Source organism: Pseudoflavonifractor sp. An187 (genome assembly GCF_002160275.1).
Lineage (GTDB): Bacteria > Bacillota > Clostridia > Oscillospirales > Oscillospiraceae > Enterenecus > Enterenecus faecium.
This window is the reverse complement of the sequence record NZ_NFKG01000002.1, coordinates 39017-60889: the sequence shown is the minus strand read 5'-3', so window position 1 is coordinate 60889 and position 21873 is coordinate 39017. Positions and strand designations below refer to the sequence as shown.

At 57.7% G+C, this 21873-nt stretch carries 22 protein-coding genes; 7 read left to right on the top strand and 15 right to left on the bottom strand.

Annotated elements, in window-relative coordinates; translation table 11 throughout:
- Nucleotides 1–101 precede the first annotated feature (101 nt).
- From B5F22_RS01880 to B5F22_RS01870, 3 genes are read left to right on the top strand one after another with little or no spacing between them, the layout of a single operon-like run.
- A complete protein-coding gene (locus tag B5F22_RS01880) occupies nucleotides 102–422 on the top strand; it encodes a PadR family transcriptional regulator (protein WP_087390191.1) in 321 nt (106 codons plus the stop codon).
- Nucleotides 415–1014, top strand: coding sequence for a DUF1700 domain-containing protein (locus B5F22_RS01875; protein ID WP_158096575.1), 600 nt, complete (start codon nucleotides 415–417; stop codon nucleotides 1012–1014). Before B5F22_RS01880 ends, B5F22_RS01875 begins: the two co-directional genes overlap by 8 nt.
- Complete coding sequence (locus tag B5F22_RS01870; protein WP_158096574.1) at nucleotides 1014–1799, top strand: DUF4097 family beta strand repeat-containing protein; 786 nt, start codon at nucleotides 1014–1016, stop codon at nucleotides 1797–1799. Before B5F22_RS01875 ends, B5F22_RS01870 begins: the two co-directional genes overlap by 1 nt.
- 43 nt (nucleotides 1800–1842) lie before the next feature.
- On the opposite strand, the gene B5F22_RS01865 is transcribed toward B5F22_RS01870, so the two are convergent.
- The 4 genes from B5F22_RS01865 to B5F22_RS01850 all read right to left on the bottom strand — a co-directional run bounded on the left by B5F22_RS01865 (nucleotide 1843) and on the right by B5F22_RS01850 (nucleotide 7173).
- Nucleotides 1843–4062 (bottom strand): ATP-dependent RecD-like DNA helicase, encoded by a 2220-nt coding sequence (locus B5F22_RS01865; RefSeq protein WP_087390184.1) that lies wholly within the window; start codon nucleotides 4060–4062, stop codon nucleotides 1843–1845.
- Between the two features lie 20 nt (nucleotides 4063–4082).
- The gene (cysS, locus tag B5F22_RS01860; protein WP_087390181.1) at nucleotides 4083–5531 is read right to left on the bottom strand and encodes a cysteine--tRNA ligase; all 1449 of its coding nucleotides are present in this window, start codon (nucleotides 5529–5531) and stop codon (nucleotides 4083–4085) included.
- Between the two features lie 3 nt (nucleotides 5532–5534).
- Nucleotides 5535–6179, bottom strand: a complete 645-nt coding sequence (epsC, locus tag B5F22_RS01855) for a serine O-acetyltransferase EpsC (RefSeq protein ID WP_087390178.1) — start codon at nucleotides 6177–6179, stop codon at nucleotides 5535–5537.
- 277 nt (nucleotides 6180–6456) lie between these two features.
- Nucleotides 6457–7173 (bottom strand): hypothetical protein, encoded by a 717-nt coding sequence (locus B5F22_RS01850; protein ID WP_143482154.1) that lies wholly within the window; start codon nucleotides 7171–7173, stop codon nucleotides 6457–6459.
- 111 nt (nucleotides 7174–7284) lie between these two features.
- Between B5F22_RS01850 and B5F22_RS01845 the strand changes: the two genes are divergently transcribed.
- Nucleotides 7285–8127, top strand: coding sequence for a DegV family protein (locus B5F22_RS01845; RefSeq protein WP_087369652.1), 843 nt, complete (start codon nucleotides 7285–7287; stop codon nucleotides 8125–8127).
- Nucleotides 8128–8173: 46 nt separating this feature from the next.
- On the opposite strand, the gene B5F22_RS01840 is transcribed toward B5F22_RS01845, so the two are convergent.
- From B5F22_RS01840 to B5F22_RS01815, 6 genes are all read right to left on the bottom strand, one after another.
- The gene (locus B5F22_RS01840; protein ID WP_087390172.1) at nucleotides 8174–9325 is read right to left on the bottom strand and encodes a S41 family peptidase; all 1152 of its coding nucleotides are present in this window, start codon (nucleotides 9323–9325) and stop codon (nucleotides 8174–8176) included.
- A gap of 105 nt (nucleotides 9326–9430) precedes the next feature.
- A complete protein-coding gene (locus tag B5F22_RS01835) occupies nucleotides 9431–10759 on the bottom strand; it encodes a M23 family metallopeptidase (protein ID WP_143482153.1) in 1329 nt (442 codons plus the stop codon).
- 13 nt (nucleotides 10760–10772) lie between these two features.
- The gene (ftsX, locus tag B5F22_RS01830; RefSeq protein WP_087229047.1) at nucleotides 10773–11663 is read right to left on the bottom strand and encodes a permease-like cell division protein FtsX; all 891 of its coding nucleotides are present in this window, start codon (nucleotides 11661–11663) and stop codon (nucleotides 10773–10775) included.
- The gene (gene ftsE, locus B5F22_RS01825; RefSeq protein ID WP_087229050.1) at nucleotides 11660–12340 is read right to left on the bottom strand and encodes a cell division ATP-binding protein FtsE; all 681 of its coding nucleotides are present in this window, start codon (nucleotides 12338–12340) and stop codon (nucleotides 11660–11662) included. The genes ftsX and ftsE overlap by 4 nt, the downstream gene beginning before the upstream one ends.
- 156 nt (nucleotides 12341–12496) lie before the next feature.
- A complete protein-coding gene (locus B5F22_RS01820) occupies nucleotides 12497–13588 on the bottom strand; it encodes a helix-turn-helix domain-containing protein (RefSeq protein WP_087229054.1) in 1092 nt (363 codons plus the stop codon).
- Nucleotides 13589–13724: 136 nt separating this feature from the next.
- Complete coding sequence (locus B5F22_RS01815; protein ID WP_087390167.1) at nucleotides 13725–14429, bottom strand: 16S rRNA pseudouridine(516) synthase; 705 nt, start codon at nucleotides 14427–14429, stop codon at nucleotides 13725–13727.
- Between the two features lie 110 nt (nucleotides 14430–14539).
- Between B5F22_RS01815 and B5F22_RS01810 the strand changes: the two genes are divergently transcribed.
- On the top strand, nucleotides 14540–15097 hold the full coding sequence (locus B5F22_RS01810) for a DUF4830 domain-containing protein (protein WP_158096573.1): 558 nt from the start codon (nucleotides 14540–14542) through the stop codon (nucleotides 15095–15097).
- Between the two features lie 47 nt (nucleotides 15098–15144).
- On the opposite strand, the gene B5F22_RS01805 is transcribed toward B5F22_RS01810, so the two are convergent.
- Nucleotides 15145–15957: a mechanosensitive ion channel family protein gene (locus B5F22_RS01805; RefSeq protein ID WP_087390161.1), complete on the bottom strand. Its 813-nt coding sequence runs from the start codon at nucleotides 15955–15957 to the stop codon at nucleotides 15145–15147.
- A 200-nt stretch (nucleotides 15958–16157) separates the two neighbouring features.
- On the opposite strand from B5F22_RS01805, the gene B5F22_RS11925 reads away from it, so the two are divergent.
- The gene (locus B5F22_RS11925; RefSeq protein WP_143482152.1) at nucleotides 16158–16610 is read left to right on the top strand and encodes a hypothetical protein; all 453 of its coding nucleotides are present in this window, start codon (nucleotides 16158–16160) and stop codon (nucleotides 16608–16610) included.
- 32 nt (nucleotides 16611–16642) lie between these two features.
- Nucleotides 16643–17158, top strand: a complete 516-nt coding sequence (locus B5F22_RS11920; RefSeq protein ID WP_143482151.1) for a hypothetical protein — start codon at nucleotides 16643–16645, stop codon at nucleotides 17156–17158.
- A gap of 172 nt (nucleotides 17159–17330) precedes the next feature.
- On the opposite strand, the gene tuf is transcribed toward B5F22_RS11920, so the two are convergent.
- The 4 genes from tuf to rpsL form a co-directional block, all read right to left on the bottom strand.
- On the bottom strand, nucleotides 17331–18536 hold the full coding sequence (gene tuf / locus B5F22_RS01800) for an elongation factor Tu (protein WP_087229063.1): 1206 nt from the start codon (nucleotides 18534–18536) through the stop codon (nucleotides 17331–17333).
- A gap of 119 nt (nucleotides 18537–18655) precedes the next feature.
- A complete protein-coding gene (gene fusA / locus B5F22_RS01795; protein ID WP_087390158.1) occupies nucleotides 18656–20764 on the bottom strand; it encodes an elongation factor G in 2109 nt (702 codons plus the stop codon).
- Between the two features lie 18 nt (nucleotides 20765–20782).
- A complete protein-coding gene (gene rpsG, locus B5F22_RS01790; protein ID WP_087229069.1) occupies nucleotides 20783–21253 on the bottom strand; it encodes a 30S ribosomal protein S7 in 471 nt (156 codons plus the stop codon).
- A gap of 180 nt (nucleotides 21254–21433) precedes the next feature.
- A complete protein-coding gene (gene rpsL, locus B5F22_RS01785) occupies nucleotides 21434–21868 on the bottom strand; it encodes a 30S ribosomal protein S12 (protein ID WP_087229072.1) in 435 nt (144 codons plus the stop codon).
- Between the last annotated feature and the right edge of the window lie 5 nt (nucleotides 21869–21873).

Sequence of the window (21873 nt, the reverse complement as noted above, 5' to 3'; positions counted from 1 at the left end):
TTAATATTCAAGTATCGTTCCCGGTATAGTGCACAATCTCTAAATACCCCTTGACACGTAATACTATACATGGCATAGTATTACGTGAAGGGAGGTATTCCATGGATATTCAGTTAAAGCGAGGACTGCTGGACGTGTGTGTGCTGGCGGCCATCAAAAACGAGGATTCCTACGGCTATCAGATCATCAAAGACATGAAGCCCTATGTGGAGATCTCTGAGTCCACCCTGTACCCCATTTTACGACGTTTAGAAGGGGCCCAGCTGCTGACGGTACGAAAGGCCGAGCACAACGGCAGACTGCGCAAGTACTACCACATCACCCCCCAGGGGCTCCAGCGTCTGGAGGATTTCAAAGCCGAGTGGAACGAGATCATATCCATCTATCAGTTCGTCACAAGAGAGGATGAAAGCCATGAATAAACAAGAATTTCTCGCTGCCCTCCAGGCAGGTCTGAACGGATTGCCACGAGGGGATATTCAGCACTGGGTGGAGTTCTACCGGGAGATGGTAGAAGACCGCATGGAGGACGGTATGTCTGAAGAGGAGGCGGTAGCCGCTCTGGGTCCGGTCCGGGACCTCGTAGCTCAGATTCTCTCAGAAACCCCGCTGCCCCGACTAGTCCACGAAAAAGTCAAGCCCAAACGCCCCATGAAGGCATGGGAAATTATTCTGCTGGTGCTGGGGTCCCCCGTGTGGGTTCCTCTGGCCTGCGCCGCTGTGCTGGTCCTTCTGGCGGGGTATGCTGTTCTCTGGGCCTGTATCATCACTCTGTACGCCGTAGACCTCACCGCTGCGCTGGGTGGTCTGGCAGGTCTGGTGGGTTCTCTGCTGTTGGCCTCCTCCGGGGAGTTGGCCGCCAGAGTCTTCCTGCTGGGTGCCGGTCTGGCATGTCTGGGCCTGGCTGTGCTCCTGTTTTTCGTCTTCAACCAGATTTCTGTCTGGATTCTGCGCCTGAGTAAAAAGGCCCTTCTGGCCCTCAAATTCCGCTTTGTACAAAAGGAGGCTGTATGATGAGACGCTCCAAAAAAATTGCCATTCTCACCGCATGTGCCCTCATCATCGTGGGCTTTGTTCTGGCCCTGAGCGCCTTGATCGTGATGAAATTCGACCTGTCTCGGCTGAACACCCTGGACTACCACACCGCCACCTATCCGATCCAGGAGTCCTTTTCCGCCATCCAGGTGGATGTCACCGACTGTGACGTACAGCTTCTCCCCTCCCAGGATGGCACCTGCCGGGTGGAGTGCCCCGAGAGCCGGACCTCTCACTATGCTGTAGAGGTCAAGCAGGGCGTCCTCACCGTGTCTCAAAACGATACAGGTGCCTGGTACCATCACGTGGGTATCTACATGGGCCCCGTGGAGCTGACCATCTATCTGCCCCAGGACCAATATGAGCGCCTGTCCGTGGACTCTCTCAGCGGCACGGTCTCTGTGCCAGACAACTTTTCCTTCGATAACCTCCAGGTGTATACCACCAGTGGGTCGGTATACCTGGCTGCACAGGTGACGGAGGAGGCATGTGTGGACACGGTAAGCGGCGAGCTGGAACTCACCGGGACTCAGCCCCAGGCTCTTCGCCTACAATCCACCAGCGGAAATGTAACTCTCACCGACTGCGATGCTAAAGCCATCCACATTGAGACCATCAGCGGAAACGTGTCCGCCGCGCTGACCTCTTCCAAGACCTTCTCGGTTCAAACCGTCAGCGGTGATGTGCGTACCCCTCAGGGCACCACTGGAGATCTGTGCGAAATCTCCACCGTCAGCGGAAATGTCACCTGCACCATCCAATAAACGCATCAAGGCCCCACGGCAAACGCCGTGGGACCTTCCCTTCTTATTCTTGTACGCCTTGTATCAGTCGGGTGCGCAGAGCGGAATACCGCCGGGTCTGGCGGTCGTTTTTCACCATCTTCTCCAAGAGCTCCGGGCTGCCCACCAGAATGAACAGCTCCTTGGCCCGGGTGATGGCGGTGTACAGCACGCCACGGGCCAACAGCGTGGACGGCACGTCCTGGAGGGCCAGAATCACCGCCCGGTATTCGCTGCCCTGGGACTTATGTACCGTCACGGCATAGGCGGGCTCCAGCTCGCCCAGCAGCTCCGGGGGATAGGCCACCAGGCGGCCATCAAAGGAGACGGTGACGCCACCGGCATCCACCTGCAAGATCTCCCCGATGTCCCCGTTGAACACCCCCAGGTCCTTCTCCCCCGTCTCCGGGTTCTCCCAGAACAGGTCGTAGTTGTTCTTCACCTGCATCACTCGGTCCCCCTCCCGGAAGATGTAGGGACCGAAGGCCCGCTCCCCTTTCCCATCCTGGGCGGGGTTCAATGCCTGCTGCAAGGCACGGTTCAAAGCGGCGGTGCCTGCCTCCCGGCGGCGTGTGGGGGACAGCACCTGAATCTGGCTGGGGGGAATACCCATGTTCTGGGGCAGCCGCCGCTGGCACAGCTCCACAATGGTGTCCACCGTGCGCACCGCGTCCCCCCGCTTCATGCAGAAGAAATCTTTGCTGTGGTTGGTCAAGTCGGGCATGACCCCTTGGTTGACCCCGTGGGCGTTCATGACAATGGCGCTCTCCTGGGCCTGGCGGAAAATCTCGGTAAGGGCCACCCCCGGCACCACATGGCTGCGCAGCAGGTGGTCCAGCACGTTGCCCGGACCCACGGAGGGCAGCTGGTCCGGGTCACCCACCAGCACCAGGCGGCAGTCCCCCCGCATGGCGGCCAGCAGGGCGGACATCAGGGACATGTCCACCATGGAGGTCTCGTCCACAATGACAGCATCCACCCCCAGGGGGTCGTCCTGGTTCTTGGTAAAGGCCAGCTGTCCGGTGTAGGGGTCCATCTTGGTCTCCAACAGCCGGTGGATGGTGTAGGCATCCTGTCCACAGGTCTCGCTCATGCGCTTGGCGGCTCGTCCCGTCGGAGCGGCCAGAGCAGTCTCCAGCCCCAGGTGGTCAAAGAGGGCCAGCACTCCCCGCAGAGAAGTGGTCTTGCCAGTACCCGGACCGCCGGTGAGGAGCATCACCTGGCGGCTTGCCGCCAGCTCCACAGCGTCCCGCTGTTGCTGGGCGTAGGTAATGCCCTGGCGGCGCTGGATGTCCTCCAGCAGCTGGTCCAGGTTGTGGGGCGGGGTGAGTTCCATGGTGCACATCTCGCTCAGGCGCATGGCCACATAGCACTCCGCCCCGTACAGCCCCGCTAAGTAGCAGGCGGTGACTCCGGCGATGCCCTCCCGCACCACCTCACCTCGCTGGATGAGGGCTTCCAGCCCGGTGTCCAGGCACTCCCCCTCCACGCCGATGAGGGCGCCTGTGGCGGCCAGCAGCTTGTCCTGGGGGAGGAACACGTGGCCGTTGTCGGCGTTGTGCTCCAGCTCAAAGAGGAGGGCGGTCTCCACCCGCTGGGGCTCGTCCCCCGCCACACCCAGCTCAATGGCCAGCTGGTCCACCTTGGAGAAGGGGATGTCCAGGCCACGGTCGGCCAGAAGATAGGGGTTATTCTGCACCATCTCCACCGCCAGGTCCCCGAACCGCTGGTAGAGGGGCATGGCGGCGGCCAGGGGCAGCTGGTGCTGGGTGAGAAACTCCGCCAGATTCCGCATGCCCATCTGGGCCCGGAAGCCCTCGCTGATGGTGCGGGCCCGCTTGAGGCTCACCCCTCGGATTTGGGCCAACTCCTCCGGGGCATTCTCAATGATCTCCAGGGCCTGGGCCCCGAACTTATCCACAATCTGACGGGCCAGCCCCATGCGGATGCCCTTCACCGCCCCGGAAGCCAGGTATTCATAGATGGCCTTCTCCCCCACCGGCATGCGCCGATAGATGGCCTCGGCCTTGAACTGCTCCCCGTAACTGGCATGGCGGCCCCAGCTGCCCTCCAGCTCCAGGGTCTCCCCCGGAGCCACGCCGGGCATACAGCCCACCACCGTCACCTCACCCCGGTTGGGGGTGTCCAGACGCAGCACCGTGTAGCCGTTCTCCTCGTTGCGGAAGAGGATGGCGGTGACGGTGCCCTCCAGGTGGTTGTGAGATTCTTGTTGGGTCTGGCTCACGCCCCGCCCCTCCTCTTGCTTCAAATTCGTCTCCAGCTGGCCCCGTTGGGCATGTCGGTGACCTCAATGCCCTGGGCCTTCAGCTCGTCCCGGATGCGGTCGGCCTCGGCGAAGTTCTTGGCCTTCTTGGCCTCGGCACGGGCCTTCACCAGCGCGTCAATGGCGGGGTCTCCCTCGCCGTGGATGGTGAACTCCCCAGAGGCAGCCTTCTGGGCCTGGGCCTGCTGGGCCTTGCGCAGCTCAGCGGCCTTGTCCAGCAGGGACAGGGAGAGCACCTGGTCAAAGTCATTCAAAATGGCCAGACGCGTGGCATCGTTGGTCTTGGCCTTCAAGGCGTCATAGAGGCAGGTGACAGCCATGGAAGTGTTCAGATCGTTGCCCACCTGAGTCTTAAACTTGGTGCGGTACTCCTCCACCACAGCCTGGTCCACCTCGCCGTCCTCGGGCTTGAGGGCGGCAATCTTCTTCACCAGCTTCTGATAGGCGGTGGCGGCGTTGTCCAGGTTCTCCCAGGTGAACACCAGGCCCTTGCGGTAGTGGCTCTGGAGGCAGAAGAAGCGGTAGGCCAGGGGGTCATAGCCCTTCTCCTCCAGCAGGGAGACGGTGAGGAACTCGCCCTTGCTCTTGGACATCTTGCCGGAGTTGGTATTCAGGTGAGCCACGTGGAACCACTGCTTGCACCAGGGGTGGCCGAAGTAGGCCTCGGACTGGGCAATCTCATTGGTGTGGTGGGGGAAGGCATTGTCCACGCCGCCGCAGTGCAGGTCCAGATACTCGCCGTTGAACTTGGCAGAGATGCCGGAGCACTCAATGTGCCAGCCGGGATAGCCCACGCCCCAGGGAGAATCCCATTTCAGGGCCTGGTCCTCAAACTTGGACTTGGTAAACCAGAGCACAAAGTCGTTTTTGTTGCGCTTGTTCACGTCCTCTTCCACGCCCTCGCGGACACCCACGGCCAGGTCCTCCTCGTCGTGGTCGTTGAACACATAGTAGTGGTCCAGCTTGGAGGTGTCGAAGTACACGTTGCCGCCGGCAAAGTAGGCGTACCCCTTCTCCATGAGGGTCTCCACCATGTGGATGAACTCGTCAATGAGGCCGGTGGCGGGCTGCACCACATCGGGGGTCTTGATGTTCAGCTTGCGGCAGTCGTCAAAGAAGGCATCGGTGTAGAACTGGGCGATCTCCATGACGGTCTTGTGCTCCCGCTTGGCGCCCTTGAGCATCTTGTCCTCGCCGGTGTCCGCATCGGAGGCCAGGTGGCCCACGTCGGTGATGTTCATCACCCGGTTCACATCATACCCCTCCCAGCGCAGGTACTTCTCCAGCACGTCCTCCATGATGTAGGAGCGCAGGTTGCCGATGTGGGCAAAGTGGTACACGGTGGGGCCGCAGGTGTACATCTCCACACGGCCAGGGGTGTGGGTCTGGAATTCGTCCTTCTTACGGGTGGCGGAATTGTATAGATACATGGTTTACTTCTCCTTTTTCATCTGGTTTACCTGTTTTTCCAGCAGCTCAACCCGAGCCGCCAGGGTTCCCAACTTTTCCAATGTGGGGTTTTTCACGCTGGTCTGGTCCACCGTATCGGTATAGTTGACCTTTTCCCCGCGGACCCGCACCACCTGGGCAGGGACACCCACGGCGGTGGCATGGTCGGGAATCTCGGTGAGGACCACGGCATTGGCGGCAATGCGGGAGCCGTCTCCCACGCGGAAGGGGCCCAACACTTTTGCCCCGCAGGAGATCATCACATTGTTGCCAATGGTGGGGTGGCGTTTACCGCAGTCCTTGCCGGTGCCGCCCAGAGTGACTCCGTGGTAGATCAGGCAGTCGTCTCCCACCTCGGCGGTCTCGCCGATGACAATCCCCATGCCGTGGTCAATGACCAGGCGGCGGCCCAGCTTGGCCCCAGGGTGAATCTCGATCCCCGTCCAGAACCGGCTCCACTGGGACACCAACCGGGCCAGGAATTTCAGGTGGTGCACATAGAGGAAATGGGCCAGACGGTGATAGAGCACCGCGTGGACGCCGGGATAGAGCAAAAAGATCTCCAGACGGCTCCGGGCCGCCGGGTCTCTGGCTTGGTAAGCACGCAAAGTTTCTCCCAATCGGGTCAAAACGATTCCTCCTCTCCTGCGGATAGACCCATGAAACAAAAACACCTCTCATACCATCAAGGTATGAGAGGCGATGTACTCGCGGTTCCACTCTCGTTTGTCACTCAAAGGCCGTCACGTGGCCTGGCCGGAGGGCATCTGCATCCCCCTCGCTCCCGCTTGCACTTCACGCACGCTTCCCCCGAGCCCTGCTTTCAGCCGCTGACAAGGCCTCTCTGACGGATTTCACACACGCTACTCAAATGCGTTCACAGCGATATTTACTTACCTCAGTATATTACCACGGCCCCTTTGGGGTGTCAAGGCTCGTAACCGCCAAATCCTCCCCCCGGATTTCTCCTCGCTCCCACAGCACGGCCAACAGCGGCTCTTCCATCTCCTCCGGCAGGTCCAGCCCCGGGGCGGTGAGGCGCAGGCCGTCCAGGCGGCAATCCCCGTACACCTCCAGGCACCGTCCCCATCGGAGACCGCCGGGAGAAAAGGCCACCGTCACCTCCGCCCCCGCCGCAGCCGGGGCCACCGGGAGGCCGTACTGGCCGTGGAGCCACCGGGCGTAGTCCTCCCCTTCCCCTGGCACCTGGATGAGCAGCCCCTTGACCTGTGGGCACAGCCGCTGGGCGGTGCGCTGCAAGGGGATGGTAAGCCGCTGTCCCACCAGAGCTATCCGCCCCTCTCCTAGGGGAATGCCTAACCCTTCCAACGCCCCCAGAGCCAACTGGTCCGCCTGGGCCTGGTACAGGGCCTCCACCTCAATTCCGACAAAGCCCGCCTCCTGGAGGCTCCAGGGGCAGTTCTGGGGCCAGATCACCTGGCGCACCCCCGCCTGGTACAGGGCTCGCACTGCCCGCCGCATCCGCCGCCGTTTTCGCCACATCCCCATGGAGGGTGGAGCGCACACCGTCATGGTCAGCACAGGCAGCGTCCCGTAATAGTGCAGGTCACTGCTCCCCCGCCCCTTCTCTTCTCTCCAGATCAGCCGACCCACCGCTGCCACATCCGCCACCTACTTCCAAAACCCGGAACTGCACCATTGATTTCACCCCGGATTGATGATAGAATACAGGGGTATTCCAAGAACCATACTTATGACGATGGAGGACTCTCTATGTCTATTAAAATCACCGCTGACAGCACCTGCGATCTGCCCCAGGCCCTGTTGGAGAAATACCAGATCACCATTGTGCCCCTCTATGTGAATCTGGACGGGGTGGTGCATCGGGACGGCGTGGACATCGTCCCCGAGCAGATTTTCGACCACGTGGCCGCCGGAGGCAACCTGCCCACCACAGCCGCCATCAACATCGCCGATTACACCGAGATCTTCGCCCCTCTGTCCGCCCAGTATGACGCGGTCATCCACATCAACATCAGCCAGGACTTCTCCTCCTGCCACCAGAATGCGGTTCTGGCCGCTGGGGAGTTTGACAACGTGTTTGTGGTGGACTCCCGCAACCTCTCCTGTGGCCACGGCTTTGTGGTACTGGAGGCCGCTCTGGCCGCCGCTCGGGGAGAAAAGGTGGAGGACATCCTGCCCTATCTGGAGCGCTTGACCGCTCGGGTGGACACCACCTTCGTGGTGGACAAGCTGGACTACCTGGCCAAGGGTGGCCGCTGCTCCGCCGTGGCGGCGCTGGGCGCCAACCTGCTCAAGCTCAAGCCCTGCATCCAGGTCTCGGACGGCAAAATGGGCGTGGCCAAGAAGTACCGGGGCAACTGGGACAAGGTGCTGCTGGACTATGTGAAGGAGCGGGTGTCCGACCCCACGGGCATCAACCGGGACCGCATCTTCCTGGTACATACCCGGTGTGACCAGGGGGTGGTGGAGTCGGTCCGGGCCGCCCTGGTGGGCTACGGCTTCCAGGACATCTACGAGGCCACCGCCGGATGCACCATCTCCAGCCACTGTGGCCCCAACACCCTGGGCATCATCTTCCTGCGCAACGAATAAGCACAAAAAAGGACCATCCACGGACAAATCCGTGGATGGTCCTTTTTTATTTCAGCAACAAGTCAATGGCAGCTTGCAGCTGGTTGTCGGTGCCGCTGTCGTCCAGAGACAGCTCCACATCGGGCTGAATGCCCTCCCCAATGAGGGAGTGACCGCCGCCGGTGCAGTAGGCGGACACAGACAGGCCCAAGCCGCCCCCGTTGACCAGGGGGAAGGTGAGCTGGGCGTAGCCCTTGCCGGAGGTCACCTCGCCCACAATGGGGGCCTGGACGCTCTCCCGCAGCTGGGCGGCGAACAGCTCGGCGGCAGAGTAGCTGTTGGCATCCACCATCACCACCATGGGCAGGTCCACACAGGAGGCGTCGGACTCATACACCGTCTCCTTGCCCCACCGGGGCCGCTCGGTAAAGACGGGGCCTTCCGGGAGCAGGTAGTCCAGAGCGGCGATGAGCTCGGCCACATAGCCACCGGGATTGCTACGTACATCCAGCACCAGGCTGGTGGCTCCCTGGTCCATGAGGCTCTGCACCTCTCGGCTCAGGGAAGAGGCCGCCCCGGAGTAGAAGTTATCCAGGCGCACATAGCCCACGCCGTTATCCAGCAGCTTGCTGCTCACCGAGTCGCTTTTCAGGGTCTGGCGGGTACAGGTCACCGTGCGGGTGGTCCCGTCCTCTCCCAACAGGGTCAGCTCCACCTGGGTGCCCTCTTCCCCCGCAATCCTATCCGTGGCCTCATACCGGGCGTCCCCGGCCACCGAGGTGCCATCCACATGGGTGATGACATCCCCAGCCTTGACCCCCGCCTGCTGGGCGGGGCCCTCCTCGGTGACCTCCTGCACCAGCAAGCCGTCCTCCCGGTCATAGCTGACAGTGACACCGATGCCCACATAGTTGTTGGCCCGGCTCTGCAAGGTGTTCTGGTAGCTCTCCGGGTCCAGGTAGTAGGACCAACGGTCTCCCAGCCCTTCCACCATGCCGTCCAGAGCACTGTCCACCGCCTTGGACAGGTCTGCATCTGTCTCCACAAAGGAGAACTTGGCCAGCAGATACCCCTGCATCAGGGCGATGCCATCCTTACCAAACACCACCACAGCAGCGCCTGCCACAGCTCCCAGTGTCAACACCAGAGTCAGTACCACCGCTATGACGATCTTCGCCCAACCGGGAAACCGGCGGCGCTTTTTTTGTTGTTCCTCCATGTGATAACCTCCTTGGCCTATGCTTATGCGGGACCATACACCCACATTTCAAAAAAGAACCAGGGGGTGCAGAACCAGTCTGCACCCCCTCAGAGAAATCATACTTTACAGCCCACTGAAGCTCAGGTTGGGATAGAGATCCAGGGCGCTGGCGCGCTGGCCGTTGATGCGCAGCTCAAAGTGCAGGTGGTTACCGGTGGAGCTGCCTGTGGTGCCCACGTAACCAATCACCTGACCGGCAGACACAGACTCACCCACACTGACGCTGGGTGTGCTCTGCATATGAGCGTACAGAGTGGCATAGCCATCTCCATGGTACACAATGCAGTAGTTACCGTAACTGCTGCCGGCACTCTCAGGCACCACAGTGGTCACCACGCCGTCCTTGGCACACTGGATGGGGGTACCGCCGGGAGCGGGAACATCGGTGCCGGTGTGAGTCTCCCACACACCAGTGATGGGATGATAACGACCGCCGAACACAGAGGAGATGTAATAGTAGCCGGGCAGAGGCCAATACCAGTTACCAGAGGGGTCCACCACGGGGTTGCTGCTGCCGCCACCGGAGTTGCCTCCACCACCAGCACTGCTACCGCCACCAGTGTTGCCACCATTGCTGGGAGGAGCGGGCGTGGGGGTGGGCTTGGGCTTCTTGGCCTCTTCCAGCTGCTTCTTATACTTCTCCTCAGCCTCAGCCAAATCTGCCTCGATCTGCTTCTGTTCAGCCTCCAGTTGAGCTTCCTCGCTGTCGTAGCTCTTCTCATCCTCCAGCAGCTGCTGATAGTACTCGTCCGCCTCTTTCTTCTGGCTGTTCAAATCAGCCTTGGCGGTCTCCAGCTGGCTCTGGGCAGCTGCCTGCTCATCCCGGGCGCTCTGCAGATCATCCCGGGCCTGGGCCAGATCTGCCTGGGTCTGCTCCAGCTGGGTGATGATCTTATCGTTGTAGTTCATGATGTCGGTGACCAGCATCATGTAGTCCAGCAACTCCGAAAAGCTGGAGGCCTGGAAAATGATAGAGATAAAGGAGGCGCCGCCGTTCTCTTCCATCCAGCGGGTCTGGGTGTAGAACTCGTCGTACTGCTGGTCCTCCTGCTCCTCCAGCTCGGTGATCTCGGCCTTTTTGTCCTCGATCTGCTGGTCATAGCTGTCCAGCAGCTTCTGGCTCTCGCCGATCTGCTGCTCGGTGAGGAGGATTTGCTCCTGGAGCAGAGCCAGCTTCTCTTGCGTGGCCTCCTTGTCGTCCTGAAGGGCATCCAGCTTCTTTTGCAGCTCAGACCGCTGTCCCTGGACATCTTGGAGGCTGCTCTTGTAGTTGTCAATGTCTTGCTGTGTCACAGCTGCGCCAGCCAACGTGGTCATGGCGGGCATGAGCACGGACAACAGCATGACCACAGCCAGCAGCAACACCATGACTCGAATTCCTGTTTTTTTCATCATGACACTCCTTTTACACACGCAGGAAGCGGCGGATGGCCAGGCCAGAGCCGCACACACCAATGAGGACACCTGCCAGGGCAAAGACCCCCAGCACCCAATACCAAACCGCCCCGAAGGTCACCGGAATGACGATGGTAGCGGCACTGCTGGTCATCACCGCTTTGTACACCCCGGCGTAAATGCCCCACTGGGCAAAGAAGGCCAACAGGGCGCCAAACAGGCCCAACAGCATACCTTCAATGACGAAGGGCCAGCGGATGAAGCTGTCGCTGGCACCGCACATCTTCATGATGGCGATCTCCTCCCGGCGGGCAAAAGCCGCCAGGCGTACCGTATTGGCAATGATAAACAGGGAGATGGCCGCCAAAATGCCGATCAGAATGCCTGCCACAGCGGTGGCCACATTTCGCACGGTGATAAATGCGTCGGTCAAATCCTGCTCCGCCCGGTGATCTGCCACCCCTTCCAGGGCGGACACCTCATCCACCGTCTGGGAGAACTTCTCCAGATCATAGACGTGGATGACCAAGCGGTCCCGGAACACCTCGTCGGGCATGTTCACAAACATCTCCTCGGTGCGGCCTCCCAGGTATTCCTCCTTGGCCTGTTCCCGGCTGACAAACTCCACCGAGGCCACGTTGTCGATCTGTTTGACCTTGGCCTCCAGCTCGGTAATCTGTTCATCGGTATAGTTCTCGTCGATGTAGGCGTAAAAGACGTTTTCACTCTCCAGCTGGCTCATCACCTGGTCGGCGTTCAGGGCCAGCAAACTAAAGGAGCCCATGATAATGAGGCAAGCCACAATCATGCACACAGCGGCAAAGGACATCAGCCCGTGGGAGAAGATGCTGTGAAATCCCTCGCTGATAAAATATCCAAGGTTGGTTCGCCGTTTTCTCATAGTTTGTAGTAGCCTCCCTCTTCATCGCTGATGAGTTCTCCGTTTTGGATGGCCACCACACGCTTGGAGAAATGATTGACAAGGCCTCGCTCGTGGGTGACCACCAGCATGGTGGTGCCCATGGAGTTGATGCGCTCCAGCAGCGTCATGATTTCCAGGGAGCGCTGGGGGTCCAGGTTTCCGGTGGGCTCGTCGGCGATGATCATCTGGGGATTGTTCACCAGGGCTCGGGCAATGGCCACACGCTGCTGCTCGCCGCCGCTCATCTCGTTGGGGTAGGCTTTGGCCTTGTCGCTCAAGCCCACCAGGTCCAGTACGTAAGGAATGCGCTTTCTCATCTCCCGGTTGGTGGCGCCGATGATGCGCATGGTAAATTCCAGATTGCCCCACACCGTCTTTTTGTCGATGAGTCGGAAGTCCTGGAAGATGACACCCAGGGTGCGGCGCATCTTGGGAATCTGGCGGCGCTTGATGGTGCTGAGGTTGTAACCATTTACCATCACGCGTCCCTTGGTGGCAAATTCTTCCGCCGTCAAAAGCTTAATGATGGTGGATTTACCTGAGCCGGAAGGCCCCACCAGAAAAGCGAATTCTCCGTCATCTATCCGTAAATTCAGTCCTTTTATGGCTTTTGTGCCGTTGTCATATTCTTTATAAACGTCCACCATTCGTATCATGGAATTGACCTCTCCGTAGTAACTATTTGTAACCATTTGTTACACATATCTTTTTTTATTATATACTGCCCTTTGACCTGTGTCAACAATTTATGCCCATATATGTAAATAGGAAAAGAGCACCTGGAACCAGGTGCTCTTTGAACAGGTGACAAATTAGGACTCAATTCCCCGGGAAACCAGATACTTTTTGACCATCAGGGCCACCTTGAAGGTGATGGCGTCGTCAAACTCTCTCAGGTCCAGGCCGGTGAGCTTCTTGATCTTTTCCAGTCGATAGACCAAGGTGTTGCGGTGGACAAACAGCTTACGGGCGGTCTCGGAGACGTTGAGGTTGTTCTCGAAGAACTTGTTGATGGTGAACAGGGTCTCCTGGTCCAGGGCATCAATGGGGTTCTTCTTAAAGACCTCTTGCAGGAACATCTCACACAGAGTGGTGGGCAGCTGATAGATCAGACGGCCGATGCCCAGATTCTCATAGTTGATGATGGAGCGCTCGGTGTCAAACACCTTGCCCACCTCGATGGCCACCTGGGCCTCCTTATAGGACCGGGCCAGATCCCGGACATGGCCCACGACAGTGCCCATGCCCACAACAGTCTTGATTCCCAGCTCCCGCAGCAGGGTCTCCTGGATGTTCTGGGCGATCTTGTACACGTCCCGGGCGTCGGTGTGCTCGCTGAGCTGCTTGACCAGGGCCACGTCAGTCTCGCTGAGGGAGAGAACGAAGTCGGTCTGACGGTCGGGGTACAGGTTGGTCATCACATCCACGGCGGACACGTCGGGCACACCCAGCTGGCGCACCAACAGGACCACCCGGGGCACCTCGGAGACGAAGTGCAGCTCCTTGGCCCGGACATAGATATCGCCCAGGAGGATGTTGTCGGACAGGATGTTCTTGACAAAGGTAGCCTTGTCGTGCTTCTCCTCATAATAGGTCTTGGCACCGTTGAGCGCGATGGTGGCCATGGCGCACATGGTGGCAGCCTGTTCATCTTCGCCCCGGACAAAGGCGGCATAGTCAAACTGACCATTCCAACCGGACATGGCCTTAAAGGTGAAGCCGTTGCTCACCACCATGTTGTCCCCTTCGGCAGCCAACAGTGCGGGTACATTCCCCCACTTCTCACCAATGTAAGCCAATTCGTTACATGCCAGTACGGTGCCCTGCTCGTCGATGACTCCGATGGCTCGGTCGGAGCAATCCTTCATCTGGAGAACGATGCTCTGGAAAATGCGGCTGGACATTGCGCAATCCCCTTTCCTGGCAGTTTGACGCTTCCCACTGCCTTGTTTATTTTCACAAATGATATTATATCGGTTTGTCCCGCCGACTTCAATAGTTTTTTTTAATTTTTTTGGTGATATTGCCATAACTTTCGTCTCATTGACGGAAAAGCTCTTGCAATTCCTCCTGGGTTAGTGCTCTCCAACCACCTTTATCCAGTTGCGGGTCCAGCTGGAGGGGCCCAAACCTTATGCGTTTTAGATAAGATACCGGTTTCCCACGGGCTGCCATCATCCGCTTGATTTGGTGATATTTTCCCTCTCGAATGGTGATATAAGCCGAAGTATTCCCTTCTAGAAGTTCCAGTTTTCCCGGTAGGCACTGGTATCCATCCCGCAATACAATGCCCTGGGACACCGCCTCCACGTCCTGTTGGTCCAGAATTCCGTCCACTTCCACATAATATACCTTGTCCACATGGCGCTTGGGAGCGAGCAGACGATGGGCCAGCGGTCCGTCGTTGGTCATGAGCAGCAGCCCCTCCGTGTCCTTGTCCAGCCTTCCCACTGGAAATAGCCCCATGGCGGGATAGGGGTCTGGGAGCAGGTCCAGAACGGTTTTCTCCTCCCGGTCCTCCGTGGCAGACACCACCCCGGCAGGCTTATGCAGCATCAGATACACCGGTCCCGCCGCTCCGATGGAAGTGCCGTCCACCGCCACCAGGGCGTCCTCTTCCACCTTCTGGTCAATGCTGCGGCACACCTGGCCCTGCACCTGCACCCGGCCCGCCCGAATGAGCTCCCTTGCCTCCTTCCGGCTCCACCGTCCTGTGGATGCCAGCCGCTTGTCCAATCGCTCCATATCCCTTCTCCTTTTCCTTGTGTGGTATGGTTGTAGAAATTGTATCATATTTTCCCGGGAAAATACATATCCATCCTGTGTATGAGTCCATGAAGACGGGAGGAATCAACATGCTCATTGTCACGGCTCGCATTCCCCGGCGCCGACTGATGGCGGGGGGCGTCAGTGTTCTGTGCTGCTGTCTGGTGCTGGTGGTGGCACTGGTTCTGAGTCTCAATGGGGGAGCAGTGCCCACCTCAGCCTCTGTGTCGGGGATGGAGGACAACTCGGCCCGGGTCACCTATCTCCAGCAACGGGGCTGGACGGTGGGAGACCAGGCAGTTTCCACCCAAGAACTGCTCATCCCGGACACCCTGGATGAGAGTTATGATTCCTATCAGACCTTGCAGCGTCAGCAGGGCTTTGACCTGGAGAACTACTGCGGCCAGCGGGTCCAGCGGTATGTCTATCAAGTCTCTAACCATCCCACCGGGCGGTCGGATGTGCAGGCAGTGCTATTGGTGTGTGACGGGACCTTGATTGGGGGACACATTCAGGCCGCTGACGGCAGCTTTGTCAGCACCTTGGAATTCCCCGCCGCATCGGCGGCCCCGTCTGCGTCGCCGTCCCCTGCGCCTTCTGCTGCTCCCTCCCCCGCCCCCTCTCCTGCTGCCTCCGCCACCATCTAGACGAAAATGGGCCTGTGGTGTTCCACAGACCCATTTTGCTTTTTCCTTCAGTTTTTCATCATGTGCACGTTCAGGTGTGGATAGGTCATCTCAATGTTGTTGGCATCAAAGGCGGGCTTGATGGCCTCCATCAGATCATAGTGCACCGTCCAATAGTCCTCATTGGCACACCAGACCCGGATGATATACTCGATGGCGCTGTCCTGGTAGTTGTTCACCCGCACCATGATGGGCTTTTCCCGGTCCACCAGGGGATTGTCCCCCACCACTTTGGACAACACCTGTTTCACCTGTTCGGTGGGTGCATCATAGGAGGCGGTGACTTTGATCTCCACCCGGCGGTGGGTCTGGCTGGAGTAGTTGACCACATTGGAACCCACGATGGTGCTGTTGGGCAGCTGGATGAGCTTGTTGTCCACGCTGGTGAGCTTGGTATAGAACAGGCCAATCTCATACACGGTACCGGAGCAGTTACCTGCGTCCACGTAGTCCCCCACCTTGAAGGGCTTGGAGGCCAACAGCTGGAGGCCGGCAAACACGTTGGACAGGAAGTTCTGGATGGACAAGGACAGTGCCAAGCCTGCCACAGAGAGCAGGGCCACAAAGGAGGTGACTGGAATCTCCAGACAGCTCATGAGGACAATGGCCGCCACCGCCAGCAGCAGGATCTTGATGGAGGTGCGGACCAGGGTCTTAATAGTCTCGTCTGTGGGAAGGCGGCCCAGCATCCGGTCCACCAATTTCATAATGATCTTGATGGCGATCAAGCTGACCACAACTACTGGCACAATAATCAGAATCTTCCCCACGGCAAAGTCCACCAACTGGCTCAGCAATTCCGTGAGATTGTTCCATGGCATAAGCAACCCTCGTTTCTATTTATTATATAATCATATTACCATAGACAAAGGGTATCCTCAATGAAAAATACACCAAACTAATCTTACCCTTTCTTTCACTTTTTGAATTTCTAGAGAAAGATTTTCTAAGGAGTGTATACAAAATTCAGGTTCTTGATTGAAGTAAATCTTCCAATATGGTAAACTGGAGGTGCATAGAAATGTTTATTACCATCTATACAAAGGAGATGAGAATATATATGAGATTAGGAAAAAAAAGCTATCATCAAAACAACCCAAAACGTAATCAGCACAAAAGACATTCTTTTATTACTTCAGATTTTAGGCCCACTACTTCTCTAAGAAACGCAGAGGTATCTGTATCCCATTCCTCCCCAGCCATCCGTACTTCCTCCACAACACCAGTTAAAATCGTTTCTACCTCTAGCCAAAATAAAAAGCCTCGCTATATCGTCTTTCAACATAACGCTGAGCTTTATGTTGGGCGACAGTCTGGGAAAACTCTACGTGATATCACACGATTTACCGCTGAAACACCTGCTCAACTGGCTGGAAGTGAAGTTGTTATCAAGCGCAAAGGTATGTCTCGTGTAGAAGTTGCTAGTATTGTAAACGCAATGTCCAACCCCAACATGGACACATATGACAGCTGATTCTATCTCTATACGAAAGATGATGATTTACTATGACTGTTAAAAAAAAGGATACAAGAAGTTTGATAGATACCAAAAATTTAGAGTATTCTCGTAATCACCTAAACCGTGATCGAGAATATGTCAAACTGCTCCAACATTATGTAAATAATCAGCGCCGTACGGATATATCTCAACTCATTCTTAAAATTTTCTTTTTTTTGATTGTATGTAGTACCTATGTTATCACAATTTATTTTGGAGGGCAGACAATTTTAAATGTTTCCAAAAAAGAAAATATTTCTTTGGCCGATCTAGGTGCTGCTCTCACAGGTCTGGCTAGCATACTAAGTGTTATCATTATACTTCCTAGTAAAATCGCAGAACATCTGTTCCCTTCCGGTGGTGATCAAAGCAGCACCGACTTTATACAGTCCATGCAAAGTTATGATTTGTCCAAAAGTAGTTCTCAAAAATATCTATCGGATGAAAGCGACCTAGTGATACAGGTTCCTGAATCTACCAAGAATGGTCTAGCAACACCTGACCCGGATTCTTCCTCAGATTGATGTTCTCTTTTCACCCGTGTTGTTGCAATCATGTTTCAAAATGGAAAGTTTAAAATACCGAGAACTGTCAGTTCTCGGTATTTTTCGTATTTCACTTTTTGTTTTTAAATTATTTTTGCTGTGTAAAATAAAAGAGCGGCCCGAAGGCCGCTCTTTTGGGAACAACTAAAAATTAGTCGTTGATGACGTCGATAACAACACCGGAGCCAACGGTACGGCCGCCCTCACGGATAGCGAAGCGCAGGCCCTTCTCGATGGCGATGGGGGTGATCAGCTCAACGTTCATGTCGACGTTATCGCCGGGCATGCACATCTCAGTGCCCTCGGGCAGAGTGATGACGCCGGTCACGTCGGTGGTACGGAAGTAGAACTGAGGACGATAGTTGTTGAAGAAGGGGGTGTGACGGCCGCCTTCCTCCTTGGACAGGACGTACACCTGGCCAACGAACTTGGTGTGGGGGTGAATGGAGCCGGGAGCACACAGAACCTGTCCACGCTCGACCTCCTTCTTGTCGATACCACGCAGCAGAGCGCCGATGTTGTCGCCAGCCTCAGCGTAGTCCAGCAGCTTGCGGAACATCTCGATGCCGGTGATGGTGGTGTCCTTCTTCTCCTCGGACAGACCAACGATCTCCACCTTGTCGCCCATCTTGACCTGGCCACGCTCCACACGACCGGTAGCAACGGTGCCACGGCCGGTGATGGTGAACACGTCCTCAACGGGCATCAGGAAGGGCAGGTCAGCCTTACGGTCGGGAGTGGGGATGTAGCTGTCAACAGCGTCCATCAGCTCCTTGATGCAGGCGAAGTCGGGATCGTTGATGTCGCCGGACTCGCAGGTCAGAGCGTTCAGAGCGGAACCCTTGATGACGGGGATCTCGTCGCCGGGGAACTCGTACTCGGACAGGGTCTCGCGGACCTCCATCTCCACCAGCTCCAGCAGCTCCTCGTCGTCGACCTGGTCGCACTTGTTCAGGAACACGACCATGGCGGGCACGCCCACCTGACGGGCCAGCAGGATGTGCTCACGGGTCTGAGCCATGGGGCCGTCGGTAGCAGCGATAACCAGGATAGCGCCGTCCATCTGAGCAGCGCCGGTGATCATGTTCTTGATATAGTCGGCGTGGCCCGGGCAGTCAACGTGGGCATAGTGACGAGCGTCGGTCTCGTACTCCACGTGGGCGGTGTTGATGGTAATACCACGCTCACGCTCCTCGGGAGCCTTGTCGATGCTGGAATAGTCCTCGTACTGAGCCTGACCCTTCAGAGCCAGGTACTTGGTGATGGCAGCGGTCAGGGTGGTCTTGCCGTGGTCAACGTGGCCGATGGTGCCGATGTTGACGTGGGGCTTAGTACGCTCAAACTTTTGCTTAGCCATTTTGAGTTTCCTCCTTATACTTCAATAAAATTGGATTCATTCATCCAGACCCATTATGGGCCTATTTTATCCTATCGCTGGGAAAAAATCAACAGATTTTTTCCCGGCTATTAAGATTTTTAGTCGTCCTTACGACCACGCTGGGCAATGATCTTCTCAGCGATGTTCTTGGGGATCTCCAGATAGCTGTGGGGCTCCATGGAGTACTGGCCACGGCCCTGAGTGCGGGAACGCAGGTCGGTGGCGTAGCCAAACATCTCGCTCAGAGGCACCAGAGCGTCGATCTGCTGGGCGCCGGGACGAGCTTCCATGCCCAGAATCTGGCCACGGCGGCTGTTCAGGTCACCGATGACGTCGCCCATGTAGTCCTCGGGCACGATGACGGAAACCTTCATGATGGGCTCCAGCAGGCAGGCACCAGCCTTGCGGCAGGCCTCCTTAAAGGCCATGGAACCGGCAATCTTAAAGGCCATCTCGGAGGAGTCCACTTCGTGGTAAGAACCGAAGGTCAGGTGGACCTTCACGTCCACCACGGGGTAGCCGGCCAGAACACCGGCCTGCATGGCACCCTGGATACCAGCGTCAACAGCGGGGATATACTCCTTGGGAATGACACCGCCGGTGATCTCATTGAGGAACTCATAGCCCTTGCCAGGCTCGTTGGGCTCCACAGTGATGCGGACGTGGCCGTACTGGCCCTTACCGCCGGACTGACGGGCATACTTGGTGTCCTGCTCCACGCTCTTCTTGATGGTCTCCTTGTAGGCGACCTGGGGAGCGCCCACGTTGGCCTCCACCTTGTACTCACGCAGCAGACGGTCCACGATGATCTCCAGGTGCAGCTCGCCCATGCCGGCGATGATGGTCTGACCAGTCTCCTCGTCGGTGTAGGTCTTGAAGGTGGGGTCCTCCTCAGCCAGCTTGGCCAGAGCGATGCCCATCTTCTCCTGACCAGCCTTGGTCTTGGGCTCGATGGCCACGCGGATCACGGGCTCGGGGAACTCCATGGACTCCAGGATGATGGGGTGATCTTCCACACACAGGGTGTCACCGGTGGTGGTGTTCTTCAGACCCACCACGGCGGCGATGTCGCCGGAGAAGACCTCCTCGATGTCCTCACGGTGGTTGGCGTGCATCTGGAGGATGCGGCCAATGCGCTCCTTCTGCTTCTTGGTGGAGTTGAGCACGGTGGAACCGGTGGTCAGCTTACCAGAGTAGACACGGATGAAGGACAGACGGCCCACATAGGGGTCGGTCATGATCTTAAAGGCCAGAGCGGAGAAGGGGGCGTTGTCGTCGGCGGGACGCTCGTCCTCTTCCTCGGTCTCGGGATCCACGCCCTTGATGGCGGGGATGTCCAGGGGGGAGGGCATGAAGTCCACGATAGCGTCCAGCAGCTTCTGCACGCCCTTGTTGCGGTAAGAAGTACCGCACACCACGGGCACCAGCAGGTTGTCGATGGTACCACGGCGCAGAGCCTTGCGGATCATATCGGTGGGGATCTCTTCCTCCTCCAGAGCCAGCATCATGATCTCGTCGTCGATGTCGGCGCAGGCGTCGATGAGCTTGGTCCGGTACTCCTGGGCCAGCTCCATCATGTCGGCGGGGATCTCCTCCACGCGCATGTCCTTACCCAGATCATCATAGTACACGTCGGCCTTCATCTCCACCAGGTCGATGATGCCGCGGAAGGTGTCCTCAGCGCCGATGGGCAGCTGGATGGGCACAGCGTTGCACTTGAGACGATCGTGGATCATGTTCAGCACGTTGTAGAAGTCGGCGCCCATGATGTCCATCTTGTTGACGTAGATCATGCGAGGCACCCGGTAGTGGTCGGCCTGACGCCACACAGTCTCGGACTGGGGCTCCACGCCGCCCTTGGCGCACATGACGGTCACAGAGCCGTCCAGCACGCGCAGGGAGCGCTCCACCTCAACGGTGAAGTCCACGTGGCCCGGGGTGTCGATGATGTTGATACGAGTCTGGGGGAACTGCTGAGCAGAACCGCTCCAGAAACAGGTGGTAGCAGCGGAGGTGATGGTGATACCACGCTCCTGCTCCTGAGCCATCCAGTCCATGGTGGCGGTACCATCATGGGTCTCACCGATCTTGTAGTTCACGCCGGTGTAGTACAGGATACGCTCGGTCGTAGTGGTCTTACCGGCATCGATGTGAGCCATGATACCGATATTACGGGTATTCTGCAGAGAAGTCTTTCTAGTAGCCATATCTCTGTTCCTCCCGGATTACCAGCGGTAGTGAGCGAAGGCCTTGTTGGCCTCAGCCATCTTGTGAGTGTCCTCACGCTTCTTCACGGCGGAGCCGGTGTTGTTGGCGGCGTCCATGATCTCGCCCGCCAGACGCTCCTTCATGGTCTTCTCACCGCGGTTGCGGGAGTAAGTGGTCAGCCAGCGCAGACCCAGGGTCTGACGACGCTCGGGACGCACTTCCATGGGCACCTGATAGGTGGAGCCGCCCACACGACGGGACTTGGTCTCCAGAGAAGGCATGATGTTCTCGATGGCAGCGTTGAACACCTCCAGGGGCTCCTGGCCGGTCTTCTCTTTGATGATGTCAAAGGCACCGTAGACGACCTTCTGGGCAACACCCTTCTTGCCGTCCAGCATGATGCTGTTAACAAGCTTAGTGACTAAGACGGAATTATACAGCGGATCGGGCAGAACCTCCCGCTTGGGTACGTTTCCTCTTCTGGGCACTTTGCTTCCCTCCTTCTTAATAAAATAGAATTCATAGGTACTCAGGCCCCGATGGCCGGGGCTTGTGTCATGCCTGTCCGAGGTCTACCCACATATATATGGAATAAACGCTCGGCAAGGCGCAGTTTGCCTTGCGCAGTCAGCGCAGTAAGCAAGTTAGATGCACAGGTGGGGTAAGAATTACTTCTTAGCGCCGCCCTTGCCGGCCTTGGGACGCTTGGCACCGTACTTGGAACGGGCCTGCATACGGCCATTGACGCCCTGGGTATCCAGAGTGCCACGGATGATGTGATAACGCACGCCGGGGAGGTCCTTAACACGGCCGCCGCGGATCAGCACCACGGAGTGCTCCTGCAGGTTGTGGCCAACACCGGGGATGTAGGCGGTCACCTCATAGCCGTTGGTCAGACGCACACGAGCGATCTTACGCAGAGCGGAGTTCGGCTTCTTAGGAGTGGAAGTACGAACGGCAGTGCAGACGCCGCGCTTCTGAGGGGAGGGCAGGTCAGTCTCCTTGTTCTTCAGGGTGTTCAGACCATGCTGCATGGCGGGAGAGTTGGACTTGTAGGTAGTCTTCTCACGGCCCTTGCGCACCAATTGGTTAAAAGTAGGCATGATTT